Origin of the sequence: Micromonospora sp. NPDC049004 (genome assembly GCF_040649315.1) — a bacterium.
Classification (GTDB): Bacteria; Actinomycetota; Actinomycetes; order Mycobacteriales; family Micromonosporaceae; genus Micromonospora.
Window position 1 is genome coordinate 138,906 of sequence record NZ_JBEZFG010000011.1, and the last position, 19,072, is coordinate 157,977.

At 70.8% G+C, this 19,072-nt stretch carries 15 protein-coding genes; 4 read left to right on the forward strand and 11 right to left on the reverse strand.

Features of this window, described 5'->3' with window-relative positions; all coding sequences use genetic code 11:
- Window positions 1-125: 125 nt before the first annotated feature.
- Both AB0B97_RS28595 and AB0B97_RS28600 read right to left on the reverse strand, forming a co-directional pair.
- Window positions 126-4,091 (reverse strand): CARDB domain-containing protein, encoded by a 3,966-nt coding sequence (locus AB0B97_RS28595; protein ID WP_357498000.1) that lies wholly within the window; start codon window positions 4,089-4,091, stop codon window positions 126-128.
- Window positions 4,092-4,496: 405 nt separating this feature from the next.
- Entirely contained in the window at window positions 4,497-5,048 is a 552-nt protein-coding gene (locus tag AB0B97_RS28600) for a GNAT family N-acetyltransferase (RefSeq protein ID WP_357498002.1), read from the reverse strand.
- A gap of 51 nt (window positions 5,049-5,099) precedes the next feature.
- Here AB0B97_RS28600 and AB0B97_RS28605 point away from each other — a divergent pair, with 51 nt between their 5' ends.
- Window positions 5,100-5,939, forward strand: a complete 840-nt coding sequence (locus tag AB0B97_RS28605; RefSeq protein WP_357498004.1) for a YhjD/YihY/BrkB family envelope integrity protein — start codon at window positions 5,100-5,102, stop codon at window positions 5,937-5,939.
- Between the two features lie 52 nt (window positions 5,940-5,991).
- Window positions 5,992-7,593: an NAD(P)/FAD-dependent oxidoreductase gene (locus AB0B97_RS28610; RefSeq protein ID WP_357498006.1), complete on the forward strand. Its 1,602-nt coding sequence runs from the start codon at window positions 5,992-5,994 to the stop codon at window positions 7,591-7,593.
- 66 nt (window positions 7,594-7,659) lie between these two features.
- Here the strand turns inward: AB0B97_RS28610 and AB0B97_RS28615 are convergent, their stop codons facing one another.
- Together AB0B97_RS28615 and AB0B97_RS28620 are read right to left on the reverse strand one after the other, a co-directional pair.
- Window positions 7,660-8,358, reverse strand: coding sequence for a TMEM175 family protein (locus AB0B97_RS28615; protein ID WP_234584284.1), 699 nt, complete (start codon window positions 8,356-8,358; stop codon window positions 7,660-7,662).
- 128 nt (window positions 8,359-8,486) lie between these two features.
- The gene (locus AB0B97_RS28620; RefSeq protein WP_357498008.1) at window positions 8,487-10,067 is read right to left on the reverse strand and encodes a Rieske 2Fe-2S domain-containing protein; all 1,581 of its coding nucleotides are present in this window, start codon (window positions 10,065-10,067) and stop codon (window positions 8,487-8,489) included.
- 197 nt (window positions 10,068-10,264) lie between these two features.
- On the opposite strand from AB0B97_RS28620, the gene AB0B97_RS28625 reads away from it, so the two are divergent.
- Complete coding sequence (locus tag AB0B97_RS28625; protein ID WP_234584241.1) at window positions 10,265-10,489, forward strand: DUF2631 domain-containing protein; 225 nt, start codon at window positions 10,265-10,267, stop codon at window positions 10,487-10,489.
- An 87-nt stretch (window positions 10,490-10,576) separates the two neighbouring features.
- Here AB0B97_RS28625 and AB0B97_RS28630 read toward each other — a convergent pair whose 3' ends face one another.
- The 3 genes from AB0B97_RS28630 to AB0B97_RS28640 all read right to left on the reverse strand — a co-directional run bounded on the left by AB0B97_RS28630 (window position 10,577) and on the right by AB0B97_RS28640 (window position 14,521).
- Window positions 10,577-11,767 (reverse strand): DivIVA domain-containing protein, encoded by a 1,191-nt coding sequence (locus tag AB0B97_RS28630; RefSeq protein ID WP_357498011.1) that lies wholly within the window; start codon window positions 11,765-11,767, stop codon window positions 10,577-10,579.
- Window positions 11,768-11,798: 31 nt separating this feature from the next.
- A complete protein-coding gene (rlmN, locus tag AB0B97_RS28635) occupies window positions 11,799-12,956 on the reverse strand; it encodes a 23S rRNA (adenine(2503)-C(2))-methyltransferase RlmN (RefSeq protein ID WP_234584239.1) in 1,158 nt (385 codons plus the stop codon).
- Between the two features lie 104 nt (window positions 12,957-13,060).
- Window positions 13,061-14,521, reverse strand: coding sequence for a phosphatidate cytidylyltransferase (locus tag AB0B97_RS28640; RefSeq protein WP_357498013.1), 1,461 nt, complete (start codon window positions 14,519-14,521; stop codon window positions 13,061-13,063).
- 446 nt (window positions 14,522-14,967) lie between these two features.
- Here AB0B97_RS28640 and AB0B97_RS28645 point away from each other — a divergent pair, with 446 nt between their 5' ends.
- Window positions 14,968-15,411 (forward strand): hypothetical protein, encoded by a 444-nt coding sequence (locus tag AB0B97_RS28645; protein WP_357498015.1) that lies wholly within the window; start codon window positions 14,968-14,970, stop codon window positions 15,409-15,411.
- Between the two features lie 82 nt (window positions 15,412-15,493).
- On the opposite strand, the gene frr is transcribed toward AB0B97_RS28645, so the two are convergent.
- The 4 genes from frr to rpsB form a co-directional block, all read right to left on the reverse strand.
- The gene (gene frr / locus AB0B97_RS28650; RefSeq protein WP_204943784.1) at window positions 15,494-16,051 is read right to left on the reverse strand and encodes a ribosome recycling factor; all 558 of its coding nucleotides are present in this window, start codon (window positions 16,049-16,051) and stop codon (window positions 15,494-15,496) included.
- Between the two features lie 71 nt (window positions 16,052-16,122).
- Window positions 16,123-16,890 (reverse strand): UMP kinase, encoded by a 768-nt coding sequence (gene pyrH / locus AB0B97_RS28655; protein WP_151490294.1) that lies wholly within the window; start codon window positions 16,888-16,890, stop codon window positions 16,123-16,125.
- A gap of 162 nt (window positions 16,891-17,052) precedes the next feature.
- Entirely contained in the window at window positions 17,053-17,880 is an 828-nt protein-coding gene (gene tsf, locus AB0B97_RS28660; RefSeq protein ID WP_234584236.1) for a translation elongation factor Ts, read from the reverse strand.
- A gap of 137 nt (window positions 17,881-18,017) precedes the next feature.
- On the reverse strand, window positions 18,018-18,917 hold the full coding sequence (rpsB, locus tag AB0B97_RS28665; protein WP_234584235.1) for a 30S ribosomal protein S2: 900 nt from the start codon (window positions 18,915-18,917) through the stop codon (window positions 18,018-18,020).
- Between the last annotated feature and the right edge of the window lie 155 nt (window positions 18,918-19,072).

Genomic DNA, 19,072 nt, shown 5'->3' on the forward strand with positions numbered 1-19,072 from the left:
GATCAACTCGGGGTTCTGGAAATCGGGGTATCCGCAGCACGCGGATACCCCGACTTCGGTGAAAGCGTGTTGATCAGGCGATGGTTGGAACGGTCGGGGACCGCCGGAGCGGCCCCCGACCGGGACTAGCCCCCGTTGATGACGAACTGTGAGCCCGGCTCGACGACGATGGTGCCGTCGGCCGAGTTGGTGATGGTCACGTTGGTCAGGTTGGCGTTGCCGCGCGCCCCGCCCATCGCGAGGATGCCGGCACCGTTGTTGGATTTGTCGATCCGTACGTTGGTGATGGCGACGTTCGGCATGTTGCCGCCACCGTTCTTGAACTGGATGCCGTCGTACGTCGAATCGATGATGTCGGTGTCGCGGATGGTGACCCCGACGATGTCCCGGGTGGCGGGGAAGAGCGTGATGGCACCGAACTCCTGGTCCTCGTTCCAGAACGCGCCGCCGGTGCGGTAGAGCCCGTTGTTGGCGATCAACGTCGTGCCGGAGAACGGCAGCGGGTCGTGGTCGGTCGCCAGCATGATGCCCGGGTAGTTCGCGGTGTCGTAGATCAGGTTGTTCTCGATCGAGTTGTCGTAGCCGCCGTAGATGGCGATGCCGTTGGCCCGCCAGGGCAGCTGGACGGTGTTGTTGACGAAGTGGTTGTCGTGGGCGATGTCGACGCTGCGGTCCTTGACGTACGGGTTGGCCCAGACGGCGAGCGCGTCGTCGCCGGTGGTGCGGAACGACGAGTTGAACACCCGCGAGTTGCGCGTGCCGTTGCTGAAGTTGATGCCGTCGGCGTACGTGTCGCGGATCCGCATGCCGGTGAACTCCAGCCCGTCGGCCGGGCCCCACAGCTCAGGGATGTTGTCGTAGTCGCGGCCCACCCAGACACCCACGTTGGCGTGCTCGATCCACACGTTGCTGATTTTGGTGCCGGTGCCGAATCGGCCGTTGAGACCGACGCCGCCCTCGGCGTTGCCGTCGCCGCCGCGGATCCGGCCGGAGCCGAAGATGGCGATGTCGGAGATCTGGGTGTTCTTGTCGATGTCGAAGCCGAAGTTGCCCTCGTGCGGGTGGTTGATGCCGCCCACCACGTTCTGCGGTTCGGTGAGCGTGTAGAGCTGCGAGTGCCACATGCCGGCGCCCCGGATCGTGACGTTGCTGATGCCGACCTGGTTGTACATGCCCCGGTTCTGCGGGTCGTCGGTCAGGATCTTCTGCTCCTGCCGCCACTGCCCGGCGGGGATCCAGACGCAGCCGATGACACCGTTCTGGTCGTCGGTCACGGCCCGCTGGATGGCTGCGGTGTCGTCGAGCCCGTCGTTCGGAACCGCGCCGTACGCGGTGATCGAGGTGCAGCCGGCGGGCTGGCTCGCCGGCGGCGCCACCTGCTCCAGGTCGATCATGTCGATCACGTAGAACGAGGCGGTGTCACCCGAGTCGCGCTGCAACTTGAACCGGGTGCCGGCCGGGTACGACTGCGCCAGCAGCGCGTTCGACTCGTCGAAGAGCCGCCGGGCGTCGGCCTGCGGGGTGTTGGTCAGCGCCTCCGGCCCGTCGGTGTTGCCGTAGAGCCAGCTGTGCTTCGACGACAGGGTCAGCTTCCGGGAGAACACGTCGTTGACGTAGAGGCTGATGGTCGCCTCGATGCCGCCGCCACCGGGCGCGTCCGGGATGGAGTTGCGTACCACTATGGAGTTGGCCTGGTTGGCCGAGGTGAACTCGACGAACTGGCCGGTGCTGGTGAGCCGTACCGACTTGCGGCCGGAGGACTCGCTGGCGAAGTTGGTGTGCCCGAAGGTGCGCAGCGGGTCGGTCTCCAGCAGCGTGCCCTGGTAGCGGCCGGCCTCGGCCTCGTAGGAGACGTACGGGACGGCGGCGCCACGGCCGACCACGATCGACTGGCTGAACGTGTTGTTGCTCTCGTTGGTCTCGGTGACCACGTTCGTGGCGTCGGCGGTGGCGGTGAGGGTGGCGCCGCCGCTGGTGGCGGTCCAGCTGCCGGTGACGGCCACGGTGACCGTCGCGCCGGCGGCGATCGAGGCGGTGGTGGTGTTGAGCGTGGTGACGCCCGCCACCAGCCGGGTGACTGTGGTCGCGCCGGTCGCGGTGGTGCCCCGGTTGCGGACCGTCACGGTGAAGGTGACGGACGCCCCGACGGCCGGGTTCGGCGGGTTCGAGGCGATGCTGAGCACCTGGAGGTCCGGGCCCGGGGCCTGCGCGACCACCAGCGGCGACGCTGCCGTGAGGCTGTTGTTGCCGTTGTTCTGCTCGACGATCGTGTTCGTCGGGTCGACCACCGCCGAGACGGCGTAGCTGCCCATCGGCCGCGTATCGGCGTTGAACGACACGGTGGTCGAGCCGCCCGCGGCGAGCGCGCCCACCGTGGCGCTGCCGACGACCGCGCCGGCCAGGCTGAAGTTCACGGTCGTAGCACCGGCGGACGCGGAGCCGATGTTCTGCACCACGGCTGAGAGGGTGACCGCGCTGGCCTCGGTGGGCGACGAGGGCGACCAGGTCAGCGAGCTGACGACCAGGTCCGGGTTGGGCGCCGGGGTGCCGCACACCTCCAGCTCGGCGACCTGGCCGGACGGGGCGCCGGTGTTGCCGGTGAACCGCAGCTGCACGTCCGCGGTGGTGGCGGTGACCGGGATGGTCACCACGTTGGTGCCCTGGGCGAACTGGTACGCCGCCGCCGACACCAGGCTGGTGTACGCCGACGACGCCTGGTCGCGGCCGAGGACCTGGATGGTCTGGGTACGGGTGCCCCAGGCCGGGTCCGGGTTGAGCTTCACCGTGACAGCGGAGATGGCGTGGTTCGCGCCCAGCGCCACGGTCAGGTTCTGCGGGTAGCTGGCCGCGCCCTCCCAGTAGGTGGTGAGCTGCCCGTCGTTCGCCTTGTCCGGCGTGAAGCTGAAGGTGGAACCGCTCGCGGTCATGCTCTTGCCCTGCGCCACGTTGGTGCACGCGGGTGGGTTGCTGCCGGTCCGGGTCACCGTGTTGCTGGTGCCGGAGAGGTTGCCGGCGCCGTCGCGGGCGCGCACGTAGTACGACACGGTCGCCGTCGCGGGCTGGGTGTCCTGATAGGTCAGCACCGTGCCCAGCGTCGCGATCAGGCTGCCGCCCCGGTAGACGTTGTAGCCGGCCAGGCCGCTGCCGCCGGAATCGGTCGACGCGCCCCAGGTGAGCGTGATCGTGCTGCCCGACGTGCTCTGCGACAGCGTCCCCGGCACGCTCGGCGCGGTGGTGTCACCGCTGCCGGTACGGGTGACCGTGTTGCTGTTGCCGGACAGGTTGCCGGCGGCGTCGCGCGCCCGGACGAAGTACGACACTGTCGCCGTGGCCGGCTGGGTGTCGTTGAAGGTGGTCACGTTCCCGACGGACGACAGGAACGCGCCGTTGCGGTAGATGTCGTAGCCGGCGATGCCGCTGCCGCCCGCGTTGTCGGTGGACGCGACCCAGTTGAGGGTGATGGTGGTGCCCGACTGGGTGTAGGAGAGGTTGCCCGGCACGCTCGGTGCTGTGGTGTCCGGGGTGGTGCCGCCGCTGCCGTACACCTCCAGTTCGGAGAGCTGCCCGGCCGGCCAGCCGCTGTTGGCGGTGACGGTGATCCGCACGTAGCGGGTGGAGGCCGAGCTGACGTTGATGGTGACGGTGCTGCCGCTCGCCGGGTTGAAGGTGTACGTCTGCGACCCGACCAGGTCGGTGAACGACGACCCGGTGGTGCTGCCCTGCACGCTCAACGTCTGCGTACGGGTCGCCCAACCGGAGGTCGGCAGCTTCAGCACGACCTGGTTGACCGACTGCGACGAGCCGAGATCGACCTGCACCCACTGGGGAAACGAGTTGTTGAGGCTCTCCCAGTAGCTGCCCGCGTTGCCGTCGACGACCTTCGACGAGTCGTAGACGTCGGCGTGGCCGCTCTCCTGGGTGGGACGGCCCTGGGCGAGGTTGGTGGCGGCCGGGGCGAAGGCGCTGCTGGCCGGGGCGGCGGGGCGGGCGGCGGCGCCGGCCGGGCTCGCGATCGCGGTCGCCCCCGCCGTGGCCATCAGGGTGGCCGCGGCCATGGCCGCCACCATCCTGAACAGATTCGTTCGTCTCATCACTGTCCTTGTCGTCGGGGGACGGTTGCCGCGGCGGCGTGACCACGGGGTGGGGGTGCGGCGGTGCAGCGCCGGCCCACGGGGGAGTGGGCTGGCGTCGAGAGAGACGGGGGTACGGACGGCGCGGGGCACGACCAGCAACGGGCCCCAGGACGGCCCGCTGAATCTTCCGCACACGTGCTCGAAATCGTGCACGTCTTTGTCGAAATCTTGCGTCACTTTGGCCAAAGGTTACTGACGTGCTACGGGAGCGTCAACACTTCGACGGCCGTGACTATTGATGGGCTCTTCTGCCCCGACGCCCGACGCGCCGTCCCCACACACGGCGAAGGTGCGGCCCCCGACGACTGGAGGCCGCACCTTCGCCGAGGCTCGCGGATGTTGCGTCAGAAAGTGTGGGAACGATCAGGCATCTGGTGCCGCCAGGACGAACGTCTCCAACAGCTCCCCGCCGTACCAGTCGGTGCGCTGACCCACATGGGTCATGCCCAGCCTCCGGGCGACAGCCATCGACGGCTCGTTGCCCGGCGACACGACCGCGTAGATCTCCCGGGTGCCGGCGGCGAACTCCCGCGCGACGAGCGCACGGGCGGCCTCGGTGGCGTAGCCGTGACCCCACGAGTCCGGGTGCAGGTGCCACCCCGTCTCGATGTCCTCGGTCCGCACCGCCTCGTCCCGACCCGGCAGCGGCTTGAGCAACGCGGTACCGGCCACCTGACCGGTCTCGCGCACCTCGACCGCCCAGGTGCCGTACCGGCCACCGTCGTCGGCGTGCCGGTCCTGCCAGAACCGCAGCCGCTCGATGGCCTGGGCCGGGTCGGTCATCGGCAGGCCCGGCGAGGCGCCCAACCAGCGAGTGATCTCCGGGCGGGAGTAGATGTCGTAGATACGGGCCAGATCGGCCGGATCGTCGGTCCAGTCGCGCAGGATGAGACGTTCGGTGGTGACAACAGTCATGACCGGCGATCTTAAGGAGTGACCGCCCCGAGGACAGGGAAGGAGAACCCGATGGGCAACGGATGGCAGCGCGCGAAACGGATCACCAGTGCCGCGTTCCGTCCGGTGCGCGGGCGGGACCTGTCGCTGCACGCGGCCGCGATCACCTTCTACGGGGCGATCGCCGTGGTCCCGGTGGCACTGCTCGCCCTCTGGCTCACCGCACTGATCGCGGGCGCCGATCGGGTACGCCGGCTCACGTCGTACGCCGTGGAGGCCCTGCCGACGGCGATCGGGGCGCCCCGGGCGGTGACCGCGCTCGTCGACGCCGGGGTGGAGTTGACCCCCGTGCTGGCCCTTGCCTCGCTGCTGCCCGCGTCGCTGTACGGCGAGGGGCTCCGCCGGGCCTTCGTGTCGGTGGCGGCCCCGCGCAGCGAGGAGCACCTGGTCGGTTGGCGAGGTCGACTCCTGCTGCTGCCGCTGCTCGCGCCGGCGCCCGCGCTGCTGCTGTCGATCCTGCTGGCGCTCCCGGTCACCACCCACCTGGTCACCCAGGGCGGCTGGCTCGGCGCTCTGGGGGTGGTGCTGTCGTTCCTGGCGGTGTGGCTGGTGCTCACACCTGTGGTGGTGTGGGTGTTCCGGGTGGTGGGGCCCGCATCGCCGGACTGGCTCTCCACCCTCGGGCTCGGGTCGTTCACCGCGGCGAACCTCTCCGGGTTCATGCACGGCTTCGTGCTGTTCGCGTCCCTGCCGCTGGATCTGGGCGCACCCTTCGGCGGGTTCGATGAGATCGGCGCCGGCGTGGCCGTGCTCCTGTGGCTGTACCTGTTCCACGTGATCGTCCTGGCCGGCTACTCCGCCACCCTGGCCCTCTCCCGCTGGCGTGCCCAACGCGCTCCCCGGCCGAGTTGATCAGCGCGCGGTGGGCTGACCCCGCGCGGTGGTGGGGCTAGGCTGCGGCGGCATGAGCAGTGAACTTCCCGGCCGGGCCGACGTCGTGATCGTCGGTGCCGGGCACAACGGTCTGGTCTCCGCCATCCTGCTGGCCCGCGCCGGCCTGGACGTCCTGGTGCTGGAGGCTGCCGACGTCATCGGCGGCGCGACCCGCACCGAGAACCCGTTCCCGAAGGTGCCGGGGCTGCGCCACTCCACCGGGTCGTACCTGCTCGGGCTCATGCCGCCGGAGCTGCTCAACACCCTCGACGTGCGGATCCCCGTGCTGCGCCGCGACCCGCACTACTTCCTGCCGACGCCCGGCGGCCTCGGCTCGCCGTACCTGCTCTTCGGCAGCGACACCGCCGCCACCCGGGCGCAGCTCGCCGAGTTCTTCTCCCCCGCCGACGTGGCCGCCGACGACGCGATGCAGGCCGAGCTGGCCGCGCTGCGCGAGGACCTCGCCCCGGCCTGGCTGGCCGAGCCGCTGAGCGCCGAGGAGACCGCCGAGCGGCACGTCCGCCCGGCGCTGCGGCAGGTCTTCGTCGACCTCGTCCGGGGCTCGGTCGCGGACTACCTGGCCCGGTTCGAGTTCCGCTCCGAACTGCTGGTCAGCATGTACGCGGTCACCGACGGGCTCTCCGGCCTCAACGCCGGCCCGGACGACCCCGGGACCGGCCACAACTTCCTCGTGCACAACATGTGCCGGCTGCCCGGCTCGGGCGGCACCTGGATGATCGCCGAGGGCGGGATGGGCACCGTCTCGGCCACGTTCGCCGACGCCGCACGCGCCGCCGGAGCGACGATCCTGACCGGTACGCCGGTGCGCGCGGTGACCCTGGACGGCGGCGCGGCCAGCGGAGTCGTGCTGGCCGACGGTCGGCAGGTCGCCGCGCCTGTGGTGCTCGGCGCGTGCGACCCGTACCGACTGATGGACCTGGTGCCCGACGGCGCGCTCCCGGCGTCGCTCGGCGAACGGATGTCGGCGGTCCGCCGCCCCGGCACCACCCTGAAGCTCAACCTGGCGCTCACCGACCTGCCGCGGTTCTCCTGCCTGCCGGCGGGCACGCCGAGCCCGTTCGGCTCGACCATCCACCTGCTGCCCGGGTCCGCGTCGCTGGTCGGCGGCGACTCCGCCTCGCCGATGACCGCGCTGCGTGACATGTGGGCGGACGTGCAGGCGGGGCGACTGCCGGCGGAACCGACGATCGAGTGGTACCTGCACACCACAGTCGACCCGTCGCTGTCCGACGCCGCCGGGCACCACTCGTCGGCGCTGTTCGTCCAGTCGGTCCCCTACGAGCTGGCCGGCACCACCTGGGAGGCGGAACTGCCCGGCTACGTCGACCGGCTCGTCGCGATCGTCGAGCGGTACGCGCCGGGCACCGCCGACCTGATCGCCGACGCGGTGCCGCTGCCCCCGCCGGGCATCGAGAAGCACTTCGGCATCACCGGCGGTCACATCCACCACGTCGACAACACCGTCTCGTTCACCGACCGGATGCCGTACGCCACAGGCATCGACGGCGTGTACGCGGGCAGCGCCGGCTGCCACCCGGCGGGCAGCGTCATCGGCGCCGCCGGCCACAACGCCGCCCGACGCATCCTCGCCGACCTGGGGTCTGTTTCCTGAACGGCGGTCGAGCCGAGGCGGAGGCCGGGCGGCGATCCGGCAGGGCGCGTTCTCAGGAAACAGGCCCTACGCCGCTGACCGGCCCTCGCTCGTGCCGGCGGACGGCCGGAGGTCGCCCGGGCCGCCGATCAGGTAGTAGCCGACCAGCAGCAGGTACGCGCAGAGGCTCAGGATCGGGTCGATGAAGACGACGGCGAAGGCGACGAGGTAGAGCAGGGGCTTGACCAGCACCCGACGCGCGATCGCCCGGGCCAGCCGGGGATCCAGGTCCGGGTGCAGCAGCCCACGTCGGCGGGCCCACCACCAGCTCAGGTTGACGAAGATCGCCTCGCCGAGCACCGTGCCGAGGTACAGGGCGGCGGTCAGTCGCTGCTCGGTCGTCCCACCGCGCAGGTTGTCCGACAGCAGGTCGGCGGTGAACGGGATGGTGGCGATGAAGAGCAGGACGCCCAGGTTGAAGACCAGCAGCATCTGATCGACCCGGACGACGTACCGCCACAGGTTGTGGTGGGCGAGCCAGACCTGCCCGGCGAGCGCGAAGGTGATCACGTACGCCAGGTAGGACGGCCAGGCGTGGGCCAGGGCGTCCGGAAGCGCCCGCCCACTCTCCCTGGCGGGACCGGTCTGAAGCAGCTCGACGGCCATCACCGTCAGCACGACCGCGAAGACACCGTCGCTGAACGTCTCCACCCGGGCGGCGTCCCGGGCCTTCTCCCGGCCGCGCTCGTACCGGTACTCGCTCTCCCGCGCGTCCGCCCCCGCCACGCCCGCCCCGCTCTCGTCGCCCACCCCACCCCGCGATCTTGCACTTTCGGTCGCCGTTCTGGGGCGATTGCGGCACTTTGCGCCGACCGAAAGTGCAAGATCGCGAGGGCGGAAGGGGGTGGAGGGGGTCAGCTCAGGGCTTCGCCCGCCGGGGCCGGGGTCTCCGCGTCGACGCGGTGGGCGCGGACCTTGTGGCCGACGCTCGTCAGGCAGCGGCCAGAGGGCAGGTCGAAGCGCCAGCCGTGCAGCTGGCAGGTGAGCTGGTCGCCCTCGACGATGCCGAACCGGGTCAGGTCCGCCTTCAGGTGCGGGCAGCGCCGCTGCACCACCCAGTCGCCCAGCGTGATGTCCTCGGCGTCGGTGGTGCGCTCGTGCTCGTCGTACCAACCCTCGGCGTACTGGAGGCGCTCCTCGGAGAGGCACTTGAAGAACGCGTAGACGAACTCGTTGTACTGGCCGATCCGGGCCGCCGAGAACCGGCACGACAGGAAGAGTGAGTTGACCCAGTCCACCTCGTCGATGAAGAGCAGGTGCTCGATCAGCGACCGCTCGGTCCGGAAGCGGTAGCGGACCTTCTCGTCCGCGTACGGCCGGACCTCCTTGCCCGGGAAGTCCACCACGATCGACTCGACGCTCTCGCCGTCGTACCCGACGAGGTCGAAGCGGACCGGGCCGCCGACCCCCTTGGCCAGGTAGATCGACTCGTCGAGCAGCGGCTCGATGCGGCGCTTCATCTCGCCGAGCACGTCCACCTCGGGGTGCCGCCAGGACGCCTTCTCCCCCTCGATGATCGGGCGCTTGCGCTCCCGCATCTCCTCCAGGTGAGCGACCTTGTTCGCGAAGAACTCCTGCACCGGCACCGGGTGGGTGGTGCTCGCGCCCTCGGTGGTGACCTCGGCGACGCTGCCCGGCAGCAGCACGATGCCGTTGGTGCCGCCGACCTTCGCGTACTCGCTCAGGAAGACCGACTGGTCCGGGAAGATGTTGCCCTCGTCGCCGTGGATGTCGTTGAACTGCCACAACTCGTCGTCGAGGAAGCACGGCGGGCCGGCGATCGGGAAGACGTGGTCGGCCTTCAGGTCGTCGATGTAGCGCCACGTCCGGTCGAACTGCCGGTCGCGCTTCTGCTTGCCGAACGCGGTCTTCGCCGCCTGCGGCAACTCGTAGACCATCGGGTACCAGATCGCCCCGGAGAACTGGAGCAGGTGCGCGTGCACGTGCCCCAACTCGGCGAAGACGCTCAGGTCGGTGGGGCGTGCGTCGTTCTGGTTGAGCAGCCGCACACCGTCGTACTCCACCCAGAGCGAGGAGTCGCCGATCGGGCCGTCGGTGGGGCTGGTCAGCGCCTGGATCATGATCTTCAGGCCGCCGTCGAGCTCCACGACCTGCTCGTTGGGCGCCTTCAGGAACTTCGTGAAGCCCAGCGCCCGGAACTCGTCCTCCATCTCCGAGGTCGGGAACTCGGGGAGCAGGACTGTCGCGTCCTTCGAGACGAAGTCCCGCAGGTGCTTCGCGTCGAAGTGGTCCCGGTGCAGGTGGGAGACGTACAGGTAGTCGACCTGGCCCAGCGTCTCCCAGTCGAGCAGGGAATTGTCCGGGAAGGGAAACCACGAGGCGAAGTAGGCCGGGTTGACCCACGGGTCGCACAGGATGCTGCCCGCGGCCGTGTCGATCCGCATGCTGGCGTGCCCGGTTCCGGTCACTCGCACCGCACAGTCCCCCTCAAACAGACAATCAGGTGTACGCCAAACGCTACCGGAGGGAGTCTGACCGCCACCCCGCGACGCCCGTAGTGCCGTCCGGCCTGGGCGGGCAGGGCCAAAAGTCGGGGAAACCCCCACCGCACCGCCCCGGGCAGGAGGCGTGCCAGACTAACCAAAGATCCGATCGCGAGGAAGGACCGACAGTGGCAGGAAGCGAGCCGGTAACGTCGCCGGACCAGCACAAGCCCGGGCACCGCAAGTCGGGGCGCATCGGCGCCGTGCTGTCCGCGCTGGCGCTGGTCGTCATGGCGTTCTGCGGCAACCACGAGGGCAGGGTCGAGGACATCTGGCTGATCGGCCTGGCCGCGCTGCTGCTGGTCATCGTGATCGGCGACGCTGTGCTGCGGCGCAACGGTCTGCGCTCCTGACCCGACCGACCGCCGAACGACCGGCCGACGTACGCCGAGGGCCCGCCCCCACCCGGGGACGGGCCCTCGTTCGCGTACGGCTCGGGGTCAGCGCCCGAACAGGATGTCCTGTACGTCCTTGAGCGCGGCGTCGACCTCGGCCTCGAAGTAGCCGCCGGGCACCAGGCCGAACCGGAGCGTGTCCAGATCCTTCGGGTCGACAGGCATCGGGTTACGGCGCTGCATGCCGCCGAGCAGGGTCTCGAAGAACCGGTCCACCTGGTCCGGGTCGTACCCGCTGCCGAACCGGCGCACCTGGAAGCTGCGGCGGATCTGGTCGACCCGGTACAGGTCGCTGCCGGGCGGGCCGGCCATCGGCGGGCCACCCATCGGAGGCCCTGCCATCGGCGGACCACCCATCGGCGGGCCGGCCACGGCGGGCGGACCCGCCATCGGCGGGCCACCGAGGCCCTGCTGCGGCATCGGCGGCGGGCCGCCCGGGCCACGGCGCATGTCGCGCAGGTCCCGTTCGGGCATCCGGATCTCGGCGGTCATGTCGGTGCGACCGTGCCGACCGGCCTCGAAGCCGTCGAAGCGGGGCTCCTCCGGCGGGTAGCCGCCACCGGGCCCACGCTGGTCGTCAGGCGGGCCGTAGCCGCCAGGCATGCGCTGGTCGTCGGGCGGACCGTAGCCGCCGGGCATCCGCTGGTCGTCGGGCGGACCGTAGCCACCCGGACCGGCGGGCAGACCGCGCTGCGGGACGCCGTGGCCCATCGGACCACCCGGTCCCATCGGGCCCGGACCGCCGGGGCCGGGGCCGCGCTGCGCGTCGTAGCCGCCGCCGCGAGGGGCGTCGTACCCGCCGGCGAAGGCGCCGGTGGGCTCGTCGTACCGGCCGTAGCGGTCGGCGGGCGGACCGGCCTGCGCGGGCATCGGCCGGGGCGGCATCGGCTGCGGGACCATGCCCCCACGGTCGTCGCGCAGCGGCGGGCCCATCCGGTCCGGCGGGCCCATCCGGTCACCCATCCGAGGGTCGCCGCCGCGCCCGGCGCTCGTGCGCTCCTCCAGCTCGGCCAGCTGTCGCTCGACCCGGTCCAGGTGCAGGTCGACCTGCCACTCGTCGTAGCCGTTGAACCGGACCCGGAAGACGACGTCGTGGACCTCCTGGGAGGCCACCGGCGCACCCACCTGCCGGCCGTCGAGCGTCGCTTCGACCCGGTCGAGGAAGGCATCCACCTCGTCGACCTTGTATCCCCGGCGGAGCGCCTTGCGCCGGAAACGCTGACCCTGACTCGCCACTATGTCTCCTGGTCTCGTTCGCCACGCCCGGTCACGCCGGTGCCTCTCCGGCGCGGTCGGTGAAGGTGTCGGTGTCCTCGGCGGCGGCGAGCTGGCCACACGCGCCGTCGATCTCGCGACCCCGGGTGTCCCGTACGGTGGTGGACACTCCCGCGTCACGCAAGCGCCGGACGAACTCCCGCTCGACCGGCTTCGGGCTCGCGTCCCAGCGGCTGCCCGGCGTCGGATTGAGCGGGATGAGGTTCACGTGCGCCAACTTGCCTGCCAACAGCCGCCCGAGCAGGTCAGCTCGCCACGGCTGGTCGTTCACGTCCTTGATCATTGCGTATTCGATGGACACGCGACGGCCCGTCCGGGCGGCATAGTCCCACGCTGCGTCCAGCACCTCGGCTACCTTCCAGCGCTGGTTTACCGGCACGAGTTCGTCGCGCAGATCATCATCGGGCGCGTGCAACGACAGCGCAAGGGTCACAGAGAGGTCTTCGCTGGCCAGTCGGCGGATGGCCGGAACCAGGCCGACCGTGGAAACGGTGATGTGCCGCTGGGACAGACCCAGACCCTCCGGAGCGGGGCTGACCAGCCGACGGATCGCCGCGATGACCCGGTTGTAGTTGGCCAGCGGCTCGCCCATGCCCATGAACACGACGTGCGACAGCCGCGGCGGTGAGCCGGCGACCGCTCCGGAGGCTGCCACCCCGGCCAGGTAGACCGCCTGGTCGACGATCTCGGCCGTGGACAGGTTGCGGGTCAGCCCGGCCTGGCCGGTGGCGCAGAACGGGCAGGCCATGCCGCAGCCCGCCTGACTGGAGATGCAGACCGTGACGCGGTCCGGGTAGCCCATCAGCACGCTCTCCACCAGCGCGCCGTCGTGCAGCTTCCAGAGCGCCTTGCGGGTCGCTCCGTCGTCGCAGGCCAGCTCGCGCACCGGCGTGAGCAGCGTCGGCAGCAGCTGGTCGGCCAGCCGCTCACGCGTCGCCGCAGGGAGGTCGGTCATCGCCTGCGGGTCGCGGACCAGCCGCCCGAAGTAGTGGTTGGAGATCTGCTTGGCGCGGAACGCGGGCTCACCCAACCCGGCGACAAGCGCCTGGCGGCCGGCCAGATCCAGGTCGGCGAGGTGTTGCGGCGGCATGGAAGCCCGGCGTGCGGCGGGGGCTTCCGAGATGGCGGGGATCAACGGCAGGCTCGTCATGGCTGGTCCAGTGTGTCACGCCTCCGGCGCCGGGCACCCCTGCGGAGGTGTGGAACCGACCCCGACCGCCGGTCGGCAACCCTCGGACCACCGTGATCCATGCCTCACCCCACCACCGGCACGAAGATCGCCAACAGCAGGTACGCGGTCGGCACCGCGAACAGGATCGAGTCCAACCGGTCCATGAGGCCGCCGTGCCCGGGCAGCAGGTTGCTCATGTCCTTGACCCCGAGGTCCCGCTTGATCATCGATTCGGCGAGATCGCCGAGGACCGCCGCACAGGAGACGGCCACCCCGAACACGGCACCCCACCAGGGGGCCACCTCGAACATCAGCCACAGCAGCAGGGCACTGCCCAGCGCCGCCGCGGTGACCGAGCCGGCGAAACCCTCCCAGGACTTCTTGGGGCTGATCGACGGGGCCATCGGGTGGCGGCCGAAGGAGACGCCGGCCGCGTACCCGCCGGTGTCGGAGAGGACCACCGCGATCAGCGTGGCCAGGATGCGCAGCCGGCCGTCGTCGGGGGCCGCCGCCAGCAACGCCGCGAAGCCACCGAGGAACGGCACGTAGACAGCGATCAGGGTGGCCGCGGTGAGATCCCGCTGGAAGCCGGCCGGGCCGTCGCCCAACCGCCAGACCATCGTGCCCAGCACGGTGACCAGCAGGCCCAGGCTGAGCGCGTCCGGACCGGCGAACCACGCCAGCCCGATGGTCAGCACGCCACCGGCGAGCAGCGGCACCAGCGGCGGGTGGGCGCCGCTGCGGCGGACCGCCCGGGCCATCTCCCAGATGCCCACCGCGATGGCGGCGGCGATCACCGGCAGGAACGCCAGCGGGTAGAAGACCAGCGGCACCACGATCAGCGCGCCGAGGCCGAGCCCGACCCCGATGGCCGCCGGCAGGTTCCGGCCGGCCCGCCCGGTGCCCACCTGCTGGGTCGCCGGCCGGTCGAGGCTGGCCCGTCGCCGGCCCCTCTGCCGCCGGCCCTTCGGGGGCTCCGGCTCGGTCACCGGGTCGTCGTCCGGCAGGATCTCCGCGCCGATGGGCGCGAGCTGCGCCGTCGGGAAACCGGCATCGTCGTCGAAGCGCGGCGGAACGTCACGGTCGTCGAAGGAGGGCGGCACGTCACCGTCGTCGAAGTGCGGCGGCGCGGCACTGTCGTCGTAACGCTGGCCGGCGCCCGGGTCGGCATAACGTGGCGCCGCGTCACCCGCTGGCGGGCGGTCGCCGTAGCGGGCGGGGCGACCCCGGTCGTCGTACCTGTCGGACTGGTTCCGCTCGTCGTCGTAGCGATCCCGGTCGTCGAACCGGTCGCGCCGATCCCGGTCGTCGAAGCGGTCCCGGTCGTCCGGGCGGACCGTCCGGCCGCGCTCGTCGTACGGGTCAGCCGGGTACGGATCGGCGTACGGGCGGGTTCGTGGCTCGGCGTACACCTCGGGCCCGGCTGTCGGACGGCGGCTCCACTGGCCCGCCTCGATCTCCTGCTCGGGCCAGGGCAGGGCCACCGGGCGCTCGGGTCGGTCCCAGCCGCGCGGCTCGTCGGTGTAGGGGTCGGGGTGGGACATCACGCACCGCGACGCGGCACGAGTACCACCACATGACGCAAGACCACAAGCATCCCCTACACGCGCGACTGTGTTCCTCCGGCTCGACCGCCCCGACGGTCGGTCGATTCCCGGTGCGCACCGCCCGGTGGCCGGGAATCCTGCCGAGCCTACTGCACCCGCCGCCGGGGCGAGGCGGACGATGGCGCCAGTGGCCGCCGAGGCCCCTCGCGGGGTCGCGGTGGGCGGGGTCCGGCGAGTGGCCCACGCTGCCACGACGGCGACGGCCGGACGCCGGCCCGAGAACCGCGCCCCGCCGCCCGCCCGAGCGCCCCCGGCGCATCGACGCCTATCCGACCGAGCATCCGGGCGAACAGGGGATGACCCGCGCCACCCGTCGGTGGTCGGCTGTCGGTGTGCCGGCGTCCGCCGGCGGTCTGCACCACAGCAACGGGGAAGGAACGTTCGTGCGCAGAATCAGCCTGGCGGTGCTGACGATGGCCGCCCTCGTCCTGACGGCGGCCCCACCGGCCACCGCGGCGACACGGAACGCCACCATCAGGATCGACCACCGCACCAGCGAGATCTACCTGTACGACGGGAGCCCCGACGGCACCGGGCCGGCGTTCCCGGCCGCCACCGCCCGGGGGGAGGTGCGCAACTGCCCGACCGGCGTGTACTTCCTGTCGGCGTCGCTGACCCAGGACGGCCTGCCGACCTACTGGGCCACCGGCGGCCTCGGCGCCGGCGAGATCGTCTGCGACGGCGGCACCGCCAGCATCTCGATGGGCTTCTACCGGGCCGACCCGGTGCTGCATCCGGGTCGGGCCACCGTGCGCTTCGAGCTGCACGACGCGTACGTCGGAACGACCCTGACCGAGACGACCCGGACCGTCCGGATCCCCCACTGACGCTCGGACGGCGCGAGGCCCGTCCCCGGATCGGGGGCGGGCCTCGCATCGGCTGCTCACCCGGCGGACGCCGGGTCGGGCCTCAGACCTCCAGCAGCTCGGTCTCCTTGTGCTTGACCAGGTCGTCGATGTTGGCGACGTAGCGCTGCGTCAGGTCGTCCAGTTCCTTCTCGGCGCGGCGACCGTCGTCCTCGCCGGCCTCGCCGTCCTTGACGATCCGGTCCAGCTCCTCCTTGCCACGGCGGCGGACGTTGCGGATCGCCACCTTGGCCTCCTCGCCCTTGTGCCGGGCCACCTTGATCATGTCGCGGCGGCGCTCCTCGGTCATCTGCGGGAGCAGGATGCGCAGCTGGTTGCCCTCGTTGTTCGGGTTCACCCCGAGGTCCGAGTCGCGGATCGCCTTCTCCATCGCGTTGATCTGCGAGTTGTCGTACGGCTTGATGATGGCCATCCGCGGCTCGGGAACCGCGATGGACGCCATCTGCGTCAACGGAGTGGGCGTGCCGTAGTAGTCGATGATGACCTTGGAGAACATGGCGGCGTTGGCGCGACCGGTGCGGATCGCGCCGAACTCCTCCTTGGCGTGCTCAACGGCACGCTCCATCTTCTCCTCGGCCTCGAGGAGGGTGTCGTCGATCACCGGTCTCCTCGCCTCCTTCTGTGCTCGTCGTGGGCTCTGCTGAAAGTCGTCCGGGCCGCTGCCGGTCACGCTCAGGCGGTGATCAGGGTGCCGATCTTGTCGCCACCCACCGCGCGGATGATGGTGTCGTCACCCTGCGCGCCGAAGACCAACATCGGCAGGCCGTTCTCCATGCAGAGGCTGAACGCCGCGGCGTCGGCCACCCGCAGGTTGCGGCGCAGCACCTCGGAGAAGGTGATCGAGTCGAGCTTGCTGGCGGTGGGGTCGATCCGCGGATCGGCGGTGTACACGCCGTCCACGCCGTTCTTGCTCATCAGCACCACGTCGGCCCGGATCTCCAGCGCCCGCTGGGCGGCCACGGTGTCGGTGGAGAAGTACGGCATGCCCGCGCCGGCGCCGAAGATGACCACACGGCCCTTCTCCAGGTGCCGGATCGCCCGCAACGGGATGTACGGTTCGGCGACCTGGGCCATCGTGATGGCGCTCTGCACGCGGGTCTCGATGCCTTCCTTCTCCAGGAAGTCCTGCAACGCGAGGCAGTTCATCACGGTGCCGAGCATGCCCATGTAGTCGGCGCGAGCGCGGTCCATCCCGCGCTTCTGCAGCTCCGCGCCACGGAAGAAGTTGCCCCCGCCGACCACCACGGAGACCTGCACGCCGCGGCGGACCACTGTGGCGATCTGCCGGGCGATGGCCTGCACGACGTCCGGGTCGACGCCGATCGCGCCGCCACCGAACACCTCACCCGAGAGCTTCAGCACCACCCGGCGGGCCCGCCCCGGCGGCGGCGCCGTCGGATCGTCCACCGCCAGCGTCCGGTCACTCACAACCTGCGTCATCCGCCCCGCCTTCCCCCACGCGCACGCCCCGCGCGACGCGTTACCGCGAACCTGCCGCTGCCGACCCTATGTGACGAGGAGGCCGCGGTGCCTGTCACGTACACCGGCGGCCTCCTCGTCGACGTTTCCTGCCCACGGGCGCGCGCGGCGCCCGGTGGCGGCTCAGGCCTGGCCGACCTCGAACCGCACGAAGCGGGTGACCTCGATGCCGGCCTCGGCCAGCATCTGCTTCACCGTCTTCTTGTTGTCGGCGACGGACGACTGCTCGACGAGGACGTAGTCCTTGAAGAAGGAGTTCACCCGACCCTCGACGATCTTCGGCAGGGCCGCCTCGGGCTTGTTCTCCTCGCGGGCGGTCTGCTCGGCGATGCGCCGCTCGGACTCGACGACCTCGGCCGGAACCTCGTCCCGGGTGAGGTACTTCGGCCGCATCGCGGCGATCTGCATGGCGACACCACGGGCGTCAGCGTCGCCCGCCTCGTCGGACTTGCCGGTGTACGACACCAGCACGCCGACGGCCGGCGGCAGGTCCTGCGCCTTGCGGTGCAGGTAGACCGCGGTGGTGCCCTCGACCTTGGCGAAGCGGTTCAGCACCAGCTTCTCGCCGATCTTGGCGGACTGCTCCTGGACCAGGTCGGCGACGACCTTGCCGTCCAGCTCGGAGGCGAGCAGCTCCTCGGCGTTGTTCACGCCGGAACGCTCGCCGTGCTCCACCAGCTGCTGGGCCAGCGCGATGAACGACTCGGTCTTGGCGACGAAGTCGGTCTCGCAGTTGAGCTCGAGCAGCGCCTTGCCGGAGTGGGCGACCAGGCCGTTGGCGGCCGTACGACCGGCCCGCTTGCCGACATCCTTGGCGCCCTTGACGCGCAGGATCTCGATGGCCTTGTCGAAGTCGCCCTCGGCCTCGGTCAGCGCCTTCTTGCTGTCCATCATGCCGGCGCCGGTGAGGTCGCGGAGCTTCTTGACGTCCGCGGCGGTGATTTGGGACATGGCTCTCTCTTCGGTGTTGAGACGGCGTGTGGATGGTCAGAGGTGCCGGTTACCCGGATCCGGGCGGATCGTGCCCGGCGTACCGCCGCTGCCCGCCGTCCGCGGAAAAACGGACGGACGGGCAGCGACGGTGCGGGTCACTCCGCGGTGGCGGCCGCCGGCTGCTCGGTGGCGGCCTGCGCCGGCTGCTCCGGAGCGGGCTGCTCGGCGGCGGCAGCGGCCGGCTGCTCGGCCGGTGCGGCCGACTCGTCGGCCTTCTTCGGCTCCAGCAGCTCGCGCTCCCACTCGGCCAGCGGCTCGTCGCTCGCGACGCCCTCGGGCTTCTCGTCCCCGCCCCGGCGACGACCCGACCGCGCGATCAGACCGTCCGCGACGGCGGCCGCGACCACGCGGGTCAGCAGCTCGGCGGAGCGGATCGCGTCGTCGTTGCCCGGGATCGGGAAGTCGACCTCGTCCGGGTCGCAGTTGGTGTCGAGAACGGCGATCACCGGGATGCCCAGCTTGCGGGCCTCGTCGACGGCGATGTGCTCCTTCTTGGTGTCGACGATCCAGACCGCGGCCGGCAGCTTCTGCATGTCCCGCAGACCACCCAGCGTGCGGGTCAGCTTGATCTTCTCGCGGGAGAGCTGCAGGGTCTCCTTCTTGGTGTAACCGGCGGCGGTGCCGCTGAGGTCACCCAGGCCCTCCAGCTCCTTCATCCGCTGGAGGCGCTTGTACACGGTCTGGAAGTTGGTCAGCATGCCACCGAGCCAGCGGTGGTTGACGTACGGCTGACCGACCCGGGTCGCCTGCTCGGCGATGGCCTCCTGGGCCTGCTTCTTGGTGCCGACGAAGAGGATGCTGCCACCCTCCGCGACGGTCCCACGCACGAACTCGTACGCCTTCTCGATGTAGTCGAGAGTCTGGCGCAGGTCGATGATGTAGATGCCGTTGCGCTCGGTCATGATGAAGCGCTTCATCTTCGGGTTCCAACGCCGGGTCTGGTGCCCGAAGTGGACACCGCTCTCCAGCAGCTGGCGCATGGTCACGACGGCCATGGGTGGGGTACTCCTCAAGATCCCTGGTTGTCACGCCCGGCCGGTGGCCGGACGTCCTGGCGCCTGGTCGCCGGCCCATGGTGGGCCCGATCAAGATCGGGACCAGGGAGGCCGTCGCTTCACGACGATTCGTGAAGAGGGCACGCGAGGTCGAC

Excerpts from the sequence above, each read along its gene's own strand:
- AB0B97_RS28595 (WP_357498000.1), bottom strand. The coding sequence starts at position 4,091 with ATGAGACGAACGAATCTGTTCAGGATGGTGGCGGCCATGGCCGCGGCC.
- rlmN (WP_234584239.1), bottom strand. The coding sequence starts at position 12,956 with ATGACGAGCCTGCCGTTGATCCCCGCCATCTCGGAAGCCCCCGCCGCA.
- rpsB (WP_234584235.1), bottom strand. The coding sequence starts at position 18,917 with ATGGCCGTCGTGACCATGCGCCAGCTGCTGGAGAGCGGTGTCCACTTC.
- AB0B97_RS28610 (WP_357498006.1), top strand. The coding sequence starts at position 5,992 with ATGAGCAGTGAACTTCCCGGCCGGGCCGACGTCGTGATCGTCGGTGCC.
- AB0B97_RS28605 (WP_357498004.1), top strand. The coding sequence starts at position 5,100 with ATGGGCAACGGATGGCAGCGCGCGAAACGGATCACCAGTGCCGCGTTC.
- AB0B97_RS28640 (WP_357498013.1), bottom strand. The coding sequence starts at position 14,521 with ATGTCCCACCCCGACCCCTACACCGACGAGCCGCGCGGCTGGGACCGA.
- pyrH (WP_151490294.1), bottom strand. The coding sequence starts at position 16,890 with ATGACGCAGGTTGTGAGTGACCGGACGCTGGCGGTGGACGATCCGACG.
- AB0B97_RS28600 (WP_357498002.1), bottom strand. The coding sequence starts at position 5,048 with ATGACTGTTGTCACCACCGAACGTCTCATCCTGCGCGACTGGACCGAC.
- tsf (WP_234584236.1), bottom strand. The coding sequence starts at position 17,880 with ATGTCCCAAATCACCGCCGCGGACGTCAAGAAGCTCCGCGACCTCACC.